This window comes from Variovorax sp. H27-G14, assembly GCF_046156345.1.
In the GTDB taxonomy this organism is placed as follows: Bacteria; Pseudomonadota; Gammaproteobacteria; order Burkholderiales; family Burkholderiaceae_C; genus Variovorax.
Genome location: NZ_JAYLVN010000011.1, coordinates 194,348 through 207,724 on the forward strand (window position 1 = coordinate 194,348; position 13,377 = coordinate 207,724).

Annotated in this window: 9 protein-coding genes; 7 read left to right on the forward strand and 2 right to left on the reverse strand. The window is 69.7% G+C overall.

The window, feature by feature from the left end:
- Positions 1–6 precede the first annotated feature (6 nt).
- The 6 genes from VLK31_RS23720 to VLK31_RS23745 are packed head-to-tail and all read left to right on the forward strand — an operon-like array spanning position 7 to position 7,051.
- The gene (locus VLK31_RS23720) at positions 7–1,803 is read left to right on the forward strand and encodes an AMP-binding protein (RefSeq protein ID WP_409170909.1); all 1,797 of its coding nucleotides are present in this window, start codon (positions 7–9) and stop codon (positions 1,801–1,803) included.
- Positions 1,800–2,621, forward strand: a complete 822-nt coding sequence (locus tag VLK31_RS23725; protein ID WP_409170910.1) for an enoyl-CoA hydratase-related protein — start codon at positions 1,800–1,802, stop codon at positions 2,619–2,621. Before VLK31_RS23720 ends, VLK31_RS23725 begins: the two co-directional genes overlap by 4 nt.
- Before the next feature lie 51 nt (positions 2,622–2,672).
- Positions 2,673–3,674 (forward strand): Bug family tripartite tricarboxylate transporter substrate binding protein, encoded by a 1,002-nt coding sequence (locus VLK31_RS23730; RefSeq protein ID WP_409170911.1) that lies wholly within the window; start codon positions 2,673–2,675, stop codon positions 3,672–3,674.
- A gap of 2 nt (positions 3,675–3,676) precedes the next feature.
- Positions 3,677–5,392: a tannase/feruloyl esterase family alpha/beta hydrolase gene (locus VLK31_RS23735; RefSeq protein WP_409170912.1), complete on the forward strand. Its 1,716-nt coding sequence runs from the start codon at positions 3,677–3,679 to the stop codon at positions 5,390–5,392.
- 60 nt (positions 5,393–5,452) lie between these two features.
- Positions 5,453–6,334, forward strand: a complete 882-nt coding sequence (locus VLK31_RS23740) for a LuxR C-terminal-related transcriptional regulator (protein ID WP_409170913.1) — start codon at positions 5,453–5,455, stop codon at positions 6,332–6,334.
- 51 nt (positions 6,335–6,385) lie between these two features.
- A complete protein-coding gene (locus VLK31_RS23745; protein WP_409170914.1) occupies positions 6,386–7,051 on the forward strand; it encodes a hypothetical protein in 666 nt (221 codons plus the stop codon).
- A 27-nt stretch (positions 7,052–7,078) separates the two neighbouring features.
- On the opposite strand, the gene VLK31_RS23750 is transcribed toward VLK31_RS23745, so the two are convergent.
- The gene (locus tag VLK31_RS23750) at positions 7,079–7,318 is read right to left on the reverse strand and encodes a hypothetical protein (RefSeq protein WP_409170915.1); all 240 of its coding nucleotides are present in this window, start codon (positions 7,316–7,318) and stop codon (positions 7,079–7,081) included.
- Between the two features lie 371 nt (positions 7,319–7,689).
- On the opposite strand from VLK31_RS23750, the gene VLK31_RS23755 reads away from it, so the two are divergent.
- Complete coding sequence (locus VLK31_RS23755) at positions 7,690–9,249, forward strand: diguanylate cyclase (RefSeq protein WP_409170916.1); 1,560 nt, start codon at positions 7,690–7,692, stop codon at positions 9,247–9,249.
- 13 nt (positions 9,250–9,262) lie between these two features.
- Here VLK31_RS23755 and VLK31_RS23760 read toward each other — a convergent pair whose 3' ends face one another.
- Complete coding sequence (locus tag VLK31_RS23760) at positions 9,263–13,312, reverse strand: amino acid adenylation domain-containing protein (RefSeq protein WP_409170917.1); 4,050 nt, start codon at positions 13,310–13,312, stop codon at positions 9,263–9,265.
- Between the last annotated feature and the right edge of the window lie 65 nt (positions 13,313–13,377).

Here is a 13,377-nt window from a genome sequence, read left to right on the forward strand (position 1 = left end):
GATTTCATGCCGCACACGGACGTGCTCGACGCGCTGGAAGACGCGGCGCGCCGGCATCCGCAGCGCCCCGCCATCACCTTCATCCCCAGCGCTGATGCTTCGGTGCCGCCCGCGCGCTGGACGCATGCGCAGATGGTGGCGCAGGTGCGCCGCGCGGCGCATGCGTTCAAGCACCTGTGCGGCGACGCCGAGCCGCGCGTGGCGTTTCTGCTGCCGGCCATTCCGCAGGCCTACTTCACGCTGTGGGGCGCGCAGGCGGTGGGCGTGGCCTGCCCCATCAACTACCTGTTGGGCGAGGCGCACATTGCCGAGCTGATCGACGCGGCGCAGGTCAACGTGCTGGTGGCGCTGGGGCCGAACCCGGAGCTGGATATCTGGCAGCGCGTGCCGGGCCTGCGCGCACGGTGCAAGTCGCTTGCGCATGTCATCGCGGTCGGTGGCGCGCAGGGTGAGTTGGATGGTTTGGATTGCGACGCGCTGGATTTCGACACGTTGCTAGCCAGCCATTCCGACGCACCCCTGACCCCATTGCGCCAACCCGACGCAAACCGCATCGCCGCGCTGTTCCACACCGGCGGCACCACCGGGCGCCCCAAGCTCGCGCAGCACACGCATGGCAATCAGCTGCATGCCGCCTGGGGCGCGGCGCGCATGTACGGCACCACCGAGCACGACGTGGTGCTCAACGGCTTTCCGCTGTTCCATGTGGCGGGCTCCTTCGTGTACGGCCTGTCGACGCTGCTCGCGGGCGGCGAGGTGGTGCTGCCCACGCTGCGGGGCCTGCGCAACACGGCCTTCATGCAGGCCTACTGGCAGTTCGTGGCGCTGCACCGCGTGACGTTGCTGGCGGCGGTGCCGACCGTCATGTCCACCTTGCTGGGCGTGCCGACGAAGGGTGAAGACCTGTCGCGTGTGCGCTGTCTGCTTACCGGCGGCTCGCCCTTGCCGTCGGACCTGGCCGAGGCCTTCGAGCAGCGGCTGGGCATGGCGGTGCGCAACATCCTGGGCATGACCGAGTGCGGCGGCGTGATTGCCATCGAGCCTGCCGGCGCGCCGCGCGTGGCGGGGTCGGTCGGCTGGCCGCTGCCGTTCACCCGCGTGCGCGTGGCCGATGAAACGGGCGCGCCTTTGGCTGTGGGTGAAGAAGGCATCCTGCAGATCCAGGGCCCGAACGTGGGCCCCGGCTACACCGACGCCGACAACAACGCCGGCGTGCTCATCGACGGCGGCTGGTTGGTGACGGGCGACGTGGGCCGCATCGATGCACAGGGGCGCGTGTTTGTCACCGGCCGCTCGAAGGACCTGATCATCCGCAGCAGCCACAACATCGACCCGCTGGTGATCGAAGACGCGCTCATGGCCCATCCCGATGTGCTGCTGGCTGCGGCCGTCGGCGCGCCCGACGAGTACGCGGGCGAGGTGCCGGTGGCCTATGTGTCGCTGCGCGCGGGCCGCACGGTCGGCACCGACGCGCTGGTCGCTTTTGCGCAGGCCCGCATTCCGGAGCGGCCCGCGTTCCCCAAGGCCATTTTCATCCTCGACGCGTTGCCGGTCACCGCGATCGGCAAGCTCTACAAGCCCACGCTGCGCGCCATGGCCATCCGCTGGGTGGTGGAAGACCGCATCGCGCGCAGCGCGCTGGCGTCCACCGTGGCGGTCGATGTGCGCGCCGAAGGCAAGGGGCTGGTGGTGCATTGCACGCCCGCGGACGACAACCCCGAAACGGCCGTGCTGTTGCGCAAACTGCTCGGCGTGTTCGCGCTGACCTGCCGCGTGGGTGCGGCCGAAGGAGAACGCGCATGAGCGAAATCAAGAGCGAAGGCATCCGCTACGAAAAAAACGGCCATGTCGCCACCATCACCCTCGACCGGCCCGAGGCACGCAACGCGCTCACGCCGCGCATGCTGTGCCTGCTGGCCGACGCCTTCGTCGACTTTCGTGCCGACGCGGCGCTGCGCGTGGCCATCCTCACCGGTGCGGGCGAGCTGGCCTTCTGCGCGGGCGGCGACCTGGCGACCACGCTGCCGCTGATGACCGGCGACCGCGCACCGGCCGATGCCTTCGAGCACCGCATGCTGACCGACCCGCTGGTGCTGGCGGCGTCCTCGCTGCGCGACTTTGCGCTGCACAAGCCGGTGATTGCGGCCATCAACGGCGCCTGCATGGCCGCGGGCTTCGAGACGATGCTGGGCACCGACATCCGCATTGCCGCCGCGCATGCGAGCTTCGGCTTGCCGGAGGTGCAGCGCGCGTTGATCCCATTCGCGGGCTCGATGGTGCGCCTGCCCCGGCAGATAGGGCATGCGCGGGCGATGGAGTTCATGCTGACGGGCCGGCCCATGAATGCCGAGGCCGCGTTGCAATGCGGGCTCGTCAACTACGTGGTGCCCGCCGCGCAGCTGATGGCCAAGGCCCAGGAAATCGCACGGCAGATTGCAGCCAACGGACCGCTCGCCGTGCAGGCCGTGAAGCAGACGGTGATGGAAGCCAACGGCGTGCCGCTCGATGTGGGCTACCGGCTGGAAGACCGCGCAAAGAAGGCCGTGTTCGCGAGCGCCGATGCGCGCGAAGGCCCGCGGGCCTTCATGGAAAAGCGCAGCCCCGACTACACCGGGCGCTGAGTGCCGCGTGCGGCAAAAAATTCGATTCAAAAACCGACGGAGACAATACCGATGAACAACATGCAAATGACCCGCCGAGGCTGCCTCACCGCAGGCGCCGCCGCGTCGCTGGCGCTGGCCTGCCCGCAGCTTGCCCTGGCCCAGACCGCGCAGGCCTACCCCTCGCGGTCGGTACGCCTTGCCGTGGGCTTTGCGCCCGGCACCGGCCCCGACGTGCTCACGCGCGTGCTCGGCCAGCGGCTGGGCGAGACCATCGGCCAGCCGGTGGTCGTCGAGAACCGGGCCGGCGCGGGTGGGCAGATTGCAGCGCAGTTCGTGGCCAAGAGCACGGCCGACGGCTACACGCTGCTGATTGCCGACGTGAGCGCCATCAGCATTGCGCCGGCCGCGTTCTCCAAGCTGCCCTATGACCCGGCGCGCGAGTTGGTGCCGGTGTCGGAGGTGGTGCGCACCGACTTCATTCTGGTGGTGCCCATGTCGTCGCCGGCAAAGACGGTGGCCGACTTCGTGAAGATGGCCAGGGCGGAAAAAGACAAGGTCAATTTCGGCACCTTCGGCGCGGGCACGCCGGGGCACTTTGGCGCGGAAATGTTCGCGGAGCAGGGTGGCTTCAAGGTGGAGCCGGTGCACTTTCGCGCGACCGGCGACGCGGTGACCGCCATCATCGCGGGCGATGTGCAGGGGGCGTTCGTGTCGACCGCGCTGGCCATGGCGCAGGTCAAGGGAGAGAAGATGCGCGCGCTGGCGACCACCGCGCCGCAGCGCTCGCCGTTGCTGCCGGGCGTGCCCACCTTCACCGAGTCGGGCTTTCCCAAGGCCGACTTCTCCGCGTGGTTCGTGCTGTTCGTGCCGGCCGGCACGCCGCAGCCGGTGATCGACAAGCTCAACGCGCAGGCAGTGGCCGCCGTGCAGGCGCCAGAGGTGCGCCGCCGGCTCGAGGAGGCCGGCTTCAGTATTGCGGGCACCAGCGCGGACGACGCGCGCCGCATGATCGTGGGCGAAACGGCGCGCTGGCAGAAGGTGGTGGCGGCTACCGGCTTCAAGGGAGACTGAGCATGCGCACGCACCTCCTGGCCGCCGGGGCGCTGCTCATGGCGGGTTGCTCGGGCATCGACACGGGCGCGCCTGCGGGCGCTGGCGCATCGGCCACATCCGGCGCACCGCTGGCCTGTGCGCGGCTGGCCACCGCGGTGCCCATCGGCACGCGCCTTGTGCTGAGCGAGACGGTGCCCGCGGGCGAGATCCAGCTCACCGGCGTGCAGCCCGGCGCACCGGGCGCCAAGGCGCCGGTGCCCGCGCATTGCCATGTGCAGGGCAAGATCAACGAACGCACCGGCATCGACGGCAAGCCCTATGCCATCGGCTTCGACCTGCGCATGCCCGCGGAATGGAACGGCCGGTTCTTCTTCCAGGGTGGCGGCGGCACCGACGGCACGCTGCGCGACGCGGTGGGTCAGCTCACCGGCGGCGGCAACACCAGCAATGCGCTGATGCAGGGCTATGCGGTGGTGTTCACCGACACCGGCCACCTCGACGAGCCCGGCCCCGACGGCCCGTACCGCTTCGGCCTCGACCCGCAGGCGCGGCTGGACAACGGCTTCAACTCGATGGCGCAGACCGGCCGCGTGGCCAAGGCGCTGATTGCCGCGCACTACGCCAAGGCGCCCGAGCGCTCGTACTTCGTGGGCTGCTCCAACGGCGGGCGGCAGGCCATGATGATGGCGCAGCGCTACCCCGACATGTTCGACGGCGTGATCGCTTCCGCGCCGGCCTACCGGGTGCCGCTGGCGTCGGTGCAGGCGGTGTTCGACACGCAGCGCTATGCCAAGGCCGCGGCCGAAAACGCGCCCCTGGTCAGCGGCCGGCCCGTGCTGTCCGCCGCTTTTTCGCCGGCCGACATGAAGCTGCTGACGGCCGAAGTGCTGAACCAGTGCGACGCACTCGACGGCCTGAAAGACGGCATCGTCGACAACTGGCCCGCCTGCAAGTTCAAGCCCGAGGCGCTGCGCTGCACCGGCGCCAAGACCGCCCAGTGCCTCACGGGCACGCAGGTCGATGCGCTCGCGCAGTCCTTTGCCGGCCCCAAGGACGCCAACGGCCGCGCCATCTACAGCGACTGGACATTCGACGCGGGCCTGCACTCGGTCGAGTGGACGCGCTGGAAGTTCGGCGACGCGCCCGGAGCCGTGCCCAATGCACGCAACATCACGCTCATGACCGGCGCGCTGGCGATGGTCTTCAGCACGCCGCCCACGGTCACGACCGACTTCTACGGCCACGCGCTGGGCTACGACGTGGCACGCGACAGCGCCAAGGTGGCGGCGGTCAGCAGCACCTTTGCGCAGTCGGCCCTGCAATGGGAGGTGCCCGATTCGCCCGACGTCGACGCCTTTGCGCGGCATGGCGGCAAGATGCTTTTCTTTCACGGCGTGAGCGACCCGGTGTTCTCTGTGAAGGACACGGTGCGCTACCTCGGTCTGCTGCGCGAGCGCTACGGCGAGCGCACCGACGCCATGGCACGCCTGTTCACCGTGCCCAACATGGCGCACTGCGCTGGCGGCCCCGCCACCGACCAGTACGACGGGTTGAGCGCGCTGGTCAACTGGGTAGAAAAGGGCCAGCCGCCCGAGCGCATCGTGGCGCGCGCCCGGCCGGAGAACCGCGAGGTGACCACGCCCGGCCGCACGCGCCCGCTGTGTGCCTGGCCGAAGCAGTCGCGCTACAAGGGCAGCGGCAGCACGGAAGACGCCGCCAACTTCAGTTGCAACTGAGGCCGCGGGAACAGGGTCAATCCCGATGGAAGATTGCGCCGCAGCCGCTAGCTTGCCCCCATGGACCTGATTCCCCTCAAGCAGCGCGCGCCACGGCCAGACCCCGCGGGTGTGCCGGAGCGCGCCAGCCTGGCGCTGGCCGGCGTCATCGGCTGCACCGGCCAGCCTAACTTCAGCGCCAAGGCACTGGCTGAACTCAACCGCGCGCTGCCGATGTGCTGGATGTCGGTCTACAAGCTGTTCCCCGATGCGCCGCCCGAAAGCTACGGCGGCGGCGCCTTCGGCATTGCCGACGGCACGCGCGACTCGTGGCGCGTGTACCGACAGGGCCTGTACAGCCGCGACTGCACTTTTCTGGCGGCCCGCGAAGTCGCGGATGGCGGCGACGCCGTGGTCACGCGCTGGCACGCACGCGAGATTCCGCTGGAGCACCGCAAGGCCATCTACATACGCCACGGGCTGCGCGAGCGGGTGTCGCTGGTGGAGGGCGACGCTTCTGGCGGTGTGCTGGCAGTGAACCTGTACCGCGGCATGGCGCAGCCGTCGTTCCGCGATGACGAGGTCGATCTGCTGTGCAGCCTGGCGCCGCCGTTGCTGGCCACGGTGAATCTGCATCTGCGGCTCACGGCGGCGCAGCAGGTCGAGGAGTCACAGTGCGATGGCAGCGACGTGGTCGCGCTCAACCCCGAGCCGTCTGCCTTGTCCGAGCTGCCACGCCGCGAACGCGAGGTGTGCCAGCGACTGCTGCGCGGCTGGACCTACGACGGCATTGCCGCCGACCTGGGAATTTCCGCGGGCACGGTGAAGACGTATCGCAACCGGGCCTTCGAGCGCATGGGCCTGCACCATCGCAACGAGCTGTTTGCGAAAGCGCTGGCAGAGGCGGGCGGCGCGCCTGCCCTGGCGGGAGCAGCGGGAGCAGCGGCGTTGCCTGTCGCTTGAGCGCGCCGGTGTCTGGCGCCGGGTGGCGCGTTGCATGCGCATGATTCGGCGATGCGCAATTCACTCGACTTCAGTTCCTGGCAAGGCCTGCTGACCACGCTGCTCGGCCTTGTCGTCGTGTCGCTGGTGGCCGTGGGCATTCGACTTATCGTGATGCATGGCATTCAGCAGCGACGCGAGCGGCAGAACCGCCAGATCAACGAGCGCCTGAAGACGTTGATTGCGGCCTACAAGGTGCTGGGCGGTTCTTTCACCGGCGACCTGTCGGTGGACCCCAGCCACCTGCGCGAACTGCGCGCGCGCGAAGGTGTGGAGGCCGCGGCGCTGGCGGCATCGGACCGCAGACGGCGCATTCGCGACACGGTGGAGGCCGCGCTGTCCGACGTGATCTTGCTGGGCACTGAGGAGCAGGTGCGGCTGGCGGCGCGCGCTGCCAACGACATGGTTGCAGGGCGGCCCGTGGAAACGGCGAAGCTGGTGGTGTCGCTGCGCCTTTTCATTCGGGAGGTACTCGACCTGGGGCCTATTCCCGCGGAGCTTGGCATTCCCAAGCAAGGGCCGGTGCGAGCCAAAGGCACACCGCAGCGTGAAGGCGGCGGCGGCGCGAAAAGTGGAGGCGGTGGTGGCGCAGGTGGAATGGGTGGCGCTGGAGGCGCAGGCATGGGCGGTGGCATCGGCTTGAACGCAGACGCCGCGCACGACCCCACCGCGCCCTAGCTTCTTCAATCCCTAAGAAGCGGCTGCTCAGAACCGGTTGGTTCGCCGCCCATAGACCAGTGCCAGCGCAATGCCGGCCGCAGCCGTAGCGCCCCATGCCACGGCAGGACTGCGAAGCGCGCGCAGCAAGCGGGCGCCGTTGCTCAATTCGGTGTCGTTGCCAGCCGGCGCACCGCGCGCTGCCTGTTCCTTGGGCGTGAGGGGGCGTGCGACGTTCGGGTTTTCTTCGCCTTCGAGCATGGCCTGCGAAACGTCGAGCGGGGTCATGTGGGGCGGGGTCAGCAATGGGTCTGCGGTCGGGGCGGGCATGGCGGTAATTGCAGCGGTCATGTTGGCTGGCCTTTCTTGTGTGTGTGTGGATGACGGGTCTGGCCTTGGAGGCTCGCTCGGCTTGGCGCCTCACGCATACGGTCAAGCGCGGACATTCGAGTAGGTCAATGTCCCGGTCAGTGCAGCGATGAAGGCCCCGATAAATGCTGCGGTGAATATTGCGGTAAATGCCCCGGTGAAGGCCCCGATCAACGCCCAGAAAAGCCGATCTCAGGAAGTGGTGTGAAATTGTTAAAACGTGAAACAATCTAGTCAGGAAGGGACGTGCATGCCGCACGGCTCCAAACAGCTAGGCATGGACGACTCAGATGTTTTTCGGCTCAGAGAATCTGGTGCAGGCCCTGATGGCCCATGGGGCGTCTGCTGTTTGCGGCTACGACGCGGCGGACCGGGTCATTTTCTGGAACGAGCGCTATGTGGCGTTCTTTCCGGAGGTGGCCCCGTTCCTGCGCGTGGGCACGCCGTACGTTGAAACGCTGGAGCCTTTTCTCGCGCTCCAGCATCCGCAAGCCTCGCTCGAGGAGCGCGCCGATGCCATGCGCAACGCGATGCACCGCCACGCCAACGAGCAAGGGCCGATTCGCTACCAGCGCGCCGATGGCCGCTGGCTCGAACTGCGCATGTTCCCGCAGCCCGATGGCGGGCGTTTCAAGGTCTGGTCCGACGTGTCGGGGCAGAAGGCACCCGGCTCGGACGACAGCCTGCTGCAGGGGCTGATGGCGGTGGTGAACGTGGGGCTCATCGTGCACGATGCTGCAGGGGCGCTGTGCTATGTCAATTCCAGGTTCTTCTCGGAGCACTTTCTCAGCCTGATCGAAAGCGTGCCGGAGATCGAGCGGCGCGGCGCGGCGCAGGGCGAGTACTGGAAGAAGTTTCAGGACATCTTTGGCGGCGACGAAGCCCACGCGCTGTTGTGCCAGAGCACCCAGACCGGGCCGCTGCAGGTGCCGCTGACCATGCGCGCGCGCAACGGGCGGTTCTACCGGGTGCAGGAGCAGCCCTGGGACGCGGGCGGCATCGCCTGCGTGTGGACCGACGTGACCGAACTCATCCAGCGCGAAGACGCCCTGCGCGCAGCGCACCGCGAGCTCTCGCTGCTCAACCGCAAGCTGATCGACCTGTCGGAGACCGACGCGCTCACCGGCTTGCCCAACCGCCGCCGCTTCAACAGCGCCATGCAGTCGGCGCAGGCCGTGGTGGAGAGCGGCGCGCAGGCCTCGTTGGCCATCATCGACCTGGACTATTTCAAGTCCATCAACGACCGCTTCGGCCACGACGTGGGCGACGTCGCATTGGTGGAGGTGGCCAGGCGGCTGCGCGCGCTGGTGCCCGGCCAGGTGCCCCTTGCGCGGCTTGGCGGGGAGGAGTTCGGCCTGGTCTTCGACACGATGCCGCTGACGGAGGCGCATGCCTGCGTGGAAGCGGTTCGCCAGGCGTTTTCGGCGCACCCGTTCGTGACCGGCTCGGAAGCGATACCGCTGACCGTGTCGATCGGCATCGCGCCGATGCTGGCCGACCGCGATGCCAGCGCGTCGCTCAGGGAGGCCGACCAGGCGCTGCTGCGGGCCAAGGCGCGCGGGCGCGACTGCGTGGTGCTGGCGGGCCAGCATGCCGCAGCTGGCCGCGAGCATGCATGGGGCGACGCACACGGCGCGGGCGCGGCTGCGTTCTCTATGGACGACTTTGCCGACGAGCTCGACCTGGGGGCCACCGGCCTGCGCGACAAGTACGCACCGGCGCCCGAGCACCCTGCCTTTGCCCTGGCCAACTGGGAGCGGGCCGTGCGCGACGGCACCACGCTCGACCACTACTGGGGCTGGGTCGAGTACCAGATTTCCGCGAGCCTGCAGGCGCCGGACAACGAGTAGGCCGCGGGGCGCATCAGCCCTTGCGCAACCAGCCGCCGAAGGCGCGGGCCAGCAGGCCCGCCGGCTTGACCGAGAGGTTGTGCGAAGGCGGAGCATGCGTGGTCTGCGCCATAGACGAGGCCGCGATCTGCCCCAGCGTTTCGAACAGGTAGCGCTGCGGCTCCACCCGGTAGCCCAGTTGCAGTGCGGTCTGTTGCACCGCGCGCTGCGCGAGCAGCGAGTCCCCGCCGAGCTCGAAGAAGTTGTCGCTCGCGCGAATGTCCCGCACGTCGATGCGAATCACGTCGGCCCAGATCTGCGCCAGTGGCGCCTCCCCGGGGCGCGCCAGATGGGTCGTGGGCAGCGGCAGTGGCTGCGCCGCATCAGTGATTTCTGCAGGCGCTGTCGCAAGCAACTTCAGCAAATACGTCGCGCTGGCCGAGCCTTCGGTGCTGGCGATGCTGGCCAGCGTGGCGTCGGGCTGGTCGGCTGCGCGACGCAGCAGCTCCAGGTAGCGCTCGCGCAGCCGGGCGCCGGTTTCGCGCAGGTAGAGGCCGGTGTTGCAGACCAGCGCGCCCTGGAGCCCGTGCGGCCTTTCCACCAGCCGCAGGGCGATGTCCTCGGTGGCGCCGCGCTGCATCAGGTGCATCGGGTGTGAGCGCAACGCGCCAAGGCGGCCCGTGTCGTGGCTGGCGTCGCGGAAGGAAAAATTCCAATGGCACGGTGCCGCCAAGCGCTCCGTCGGCGCGTGCGGGTGGTGCGCGAGCAGGTGCAGTTCGTTTTTTACGCCGCGCAGAAAGCGCGCCAGCGGCTGTTGCATGTCCAGCGTCAGCGCCACCGGCAGCAGGTGGTCGAAGCGGCCCATCACACCCTCGGTTTCGGGCTGCTGGCGCCCGCGCACCGGGTGGGCGATGGCGAGCGCGCCGGTGCCCGTTACCTGGCCCAGGGTCAGCGCGTAGATGCCGAAGGCCAGCATGCCCAGCGTCACGTCCAGCCCGTGGGCCACGCCGCGCAGGCGCTGCGTGGTGGCGAGGTCGATGTCGATCGGCTGCGTGCCGCCCTGGCCGTGCCGGCCCGCGCGGCGCGGCATGTCAGTGTGCGGCGGCGGCAGCGGTGGCACGCCGACGGCGCGGTTGCGCCAGAAGCCGAGCTGCTCCTTGAAGGCCGGTTCCGTCATCGACCGGGTCAGCCATTCGGCATGGTCGCCGTGCGTGGTGGCAATTGCGGGCAGCGGTTGCGAGCCGGCGTTGCCCGAGCTGCTCGTGGCCTCGAAGAGCGCCGCCAGTTCGCGCTGGAGAAGCGCGAACGAGCCGTCGTCCCACACCAGCTGGTGCGGCACGAACACGAAGGCATGCTCGTTGTCGTCGAGTTGGAACAGCGCCGCATGGGCCATCGGCGCACGGTGCATGTCGATGGGCCGGTCGGCCAGCGCCTGCATGCGGTCGGCCAGCTCGGCTTCGCGCTGGTCCATCGGCAGGCCGCGCAGGTCGGTCAGCGGCAGCGAGAACGCCACATGCGGCGCGATCGACTGAACATGCAGCCCGCTGCGTGGGTCGACCCCCAGGCAGGTGCGCAGCGCGGGCTGGCGACGAATGACTTCGCGCAGCGCATCTTCGAGGTGCGCCACATCGAGCGCGCCCAGCAGCCGCCGCGCGCAGGGCATGTTGTGGAACGCGCGGCCGGGGTGCTGCTCTTCCATCAAGCGGATGCGCTCCTGCGACGGCGTGAGCGGCGCGCTGGGTCGGTCGAAGCGGCAGTCCAGCGGCGCGTGCGGCAAGGGCGCCGGCACGGTGTCGATGGCGATGTCTGTGGCGATGTCAGTGCCGGCCTGCACATCGCGCGGCACGGCCTGCGGTGGCGGCAGCGCGGCGCGGTCGATCTTGCCGTTGGGCAACGTCGGCAGCGCCGCGAGCGTCACCACATGCTGCGGCACCATGTACGCAGGCAGCCGCTCGCGCAGGTGCTGCGCCAGCGCGCGGCGCTCGAGCGTGGCGCCGGGCACCAGCGTCAGGTAGGCCACCAGGCGCACGTCGCCCGGGTGGTCTTCGCGCGCCACCACCACGCTGCGCGACACGCCGGCGTGTTCGTTGCAGCGTGCCTCGATCTCGCCGGGCTCTATGCGGTAGCCGCGCACCTTCACCTGAAAGTCGAGCCGGCCCAGGTGCTCCAGCAGGCCATCGTTGCGCCATCGGCCGCGGTCGCCGGTGCGGTAGACCTGTGTGGCGGTGCCCAGAATGTTCACCTGCACGAAGCGCTCCGCGGTGAGCTCGGGCCGCGCGAGGTAGCCCAGCGTCACGCCGTGCCCGCCGATGCAGATTTCTCCGGGCACGCCCTGGGGGCAGGGCTGCAGCGCGGCGTCGAGGATCCACACGTCGGTGTTGGCAATGGGCTGGCCGATCGACACGCCGCTGGCGGCGATTACGTCGGGCTGCATGCGCCACGCGGTCGACCACACGGTTGTTTCGGTCGGGCCGTAGAGGTTCCACAGCTCGGTGCAGCGCGCGAGCAGCGCAAGCGCCAGGTGCCCGCGCACTGGCTCGGCGCCGATCCAGCCGCGCAGGCCGGGGCCCGGGCCATTTTCATCGAGCCGGCCCTGCCATTGCGCCTCCAGCAGCAACTGCCACATGCCGGGCGCGGCCTGCAGCACGGTGATGCGCTCGGCGTCCAGCAGGGCGCGCAGACGAAGGCCGTCCATGGCGGTGTCGCGCTGCACCAGCACGATCTGGGCGCCGGCGGCCAGCGGCAGCAGCAGCTCGGGCACCGCCATGTCGAACGACAGCGTCGTCACCGCCGCGAGCCGGTCGCCGGGGCCGATGCCGGGCGCCTGCTGCATCGACTGCAGCAGGTTGGCCACCGCGCGGTGCTGCACGCACACGCCCTTGGGCTTGCCGGTGGAGCCGGAGGTGTAGATCACGTAGGCGGCGTCGTCGGGCAATGCGTCCAAGGGGCTCGGCGCAAGCGGGTCGGGGCATGCGCCGCGCCAGCCGGGCTCTCGGTCGAGCTCGAACAGGCGGGTGGCGGCGTCGGCGCACCACGCGCGCGGCGCGGTCGCCATGTCGGACGTGGTCAGCAGCACGCCGAGTCGGGCGTCCTGCGCGTAGTAGTCGAGCCGGGCCTGCGGAAAGCTCGGGTCCAGCGGCACATAGGCGGCGCCCGACTTCAGCACGGCCAACAGTGCGACCAGCATGTCGATGCCGCGCGCCAGGCACAGCCCCACGCGCTGGCCGCGGCCGACGCCGCGCTCGCGCAGCACATGGGCCAGGCGGTTGGAGAGGGCGTGCAGCTCGCCGTAGCTGCAGCGCTGCGCACCGTCTTGCACGGCGGGCTGCGTGGGGTCACGCGCGGCGCGCACCATGAAACCGGCATGCGCGAAGGGCGCGCCCACCAGCGCGGTGCGGGGCGGCTGCAGCGCCAACAGGGTGCGGGCGGCATCGGGCGAGAGCACGTCGAGCCGGCCGATGACCTGGGTGGGGTCGTGCGCGGCCGAGCGCGCGACGCACTCGAACATCTCCAGCCAACGCTGCACGCTGGCCTCGTCGAACAGGGCTGCGTTGTAACGCGCCTCGGCCACTAGGCGGCCGTGCAGCGGGCGCAGGGTGAGGGTGAGCTCGACGGTTTCAAAGGCGGGTGGCGGGGTGCCTTGTGTGCTGACTGGGCGGTCGTCCAAGGCGGGGTCGAGCTGGAACCGCACGCTCGCCGATGAATGCGGGGCCTCAAGCGCGTCGCTCAGGGCCACTTGGCATTCGGCCACCAGGGCGTCGAAGCGCAACTGGCCCTGCGTGGCAATGCGCACTGGCAGGAGGGCGGTTGCGGGTGGGCTGTTCACCGGAATGCCGACGGCGATGTCGTCCTGCCCGGTCAGCCGGTACAGCGTGGCCACGAACGCGCCGAGCAGTCCGGCGAACAGGCTGCTGCCGGCCTGGGCGCTTGCCGCGCGCAAGGCCGGCAAGAGGCCGTTGTCCAGCGTGCGTTCCGTCTGCCGCACGTCGAAGCCGGGCACCGCAGGCCGGGGGCGGTCCAGCGGCAGCTCGAGCACGGGAAGGTGAGGGGCGATGTCGATCGCGGGCCGAGGCGGCGCACTCATGCGCTTGCGCTCTCGCGCCCGCGCACCGTCGACACGTATCGAGCCCTGTCGCAGGACAGGGAATG

Excerpts from the sequence above, each read along its gene's own strand:
- VLK31_RS23720 (WP_409170909.1), top strand. The coding sequence starts at position 7 with ATGCCGCACACGGACGTGCTCGACGCGCTGGAAGACGCGGCGCGCCGG.
- VLK31_RS23725 (WP_409170910.1), top strand. The coding sequence starts at position 1,800 with ATGAGCGAAATCAAGAGCGAAGGCATCCGCTACGAAAAAAACGGCCAT.
- VLK31_RS23730 (WP_409170911.1), top strand. The coding sequence starts at position 2,673 with ATGAACAACATGCAAATGACCCGCCGAGGCTGCCTCACCGCAGGCGCC.
- VLK31_RS23735 (WP_409170912.1), top strand. The coding sequence starts at position 3,677 with ATGCGCACGCACCTCCTGGCCGCCGGGGCGCTGCTCATGGCGGGTTGC.
- VLK31_RS23740 (WP_409170913.1), top strand. The coding sequence starts at position 5,453 with ATGGACCTGATTCCCCTCAAGCAGCGCGCGCCACGGCCAGACCCCGCG.
- VLK31_RS23745 (WP_409170914.1), top strand. The coding sequence starts at position 6,386 with ATGCGCAATTCACTCGACTTCAGTTCCTGGCAAGGCCTGCTGACCACG.
- VLK31_RS23750 (WP_409170915.1), bottom strand. The coding sequence starts at position 7,318 with ATGACCCCGCTCGACGTTTCGCAGGCCATGCTCGAAGGCGAAGAAAAC.
- VLK31_RS23755 (WP_409170916.1), top strand. The coding sequence starts at position 7,690 with ATGTTTTTCGGCTCAGAGAATCTGGTGCAGGCCCTGATGGCCCATGGG.
- VLK31_RS23760 (WP_409170917.1), bottom strand. The coding sequence starts at position 13,312 with ATGAGTGCGCCGCCTCGGCCCGCGATCGACATCGCCCCTCACCTTCCC.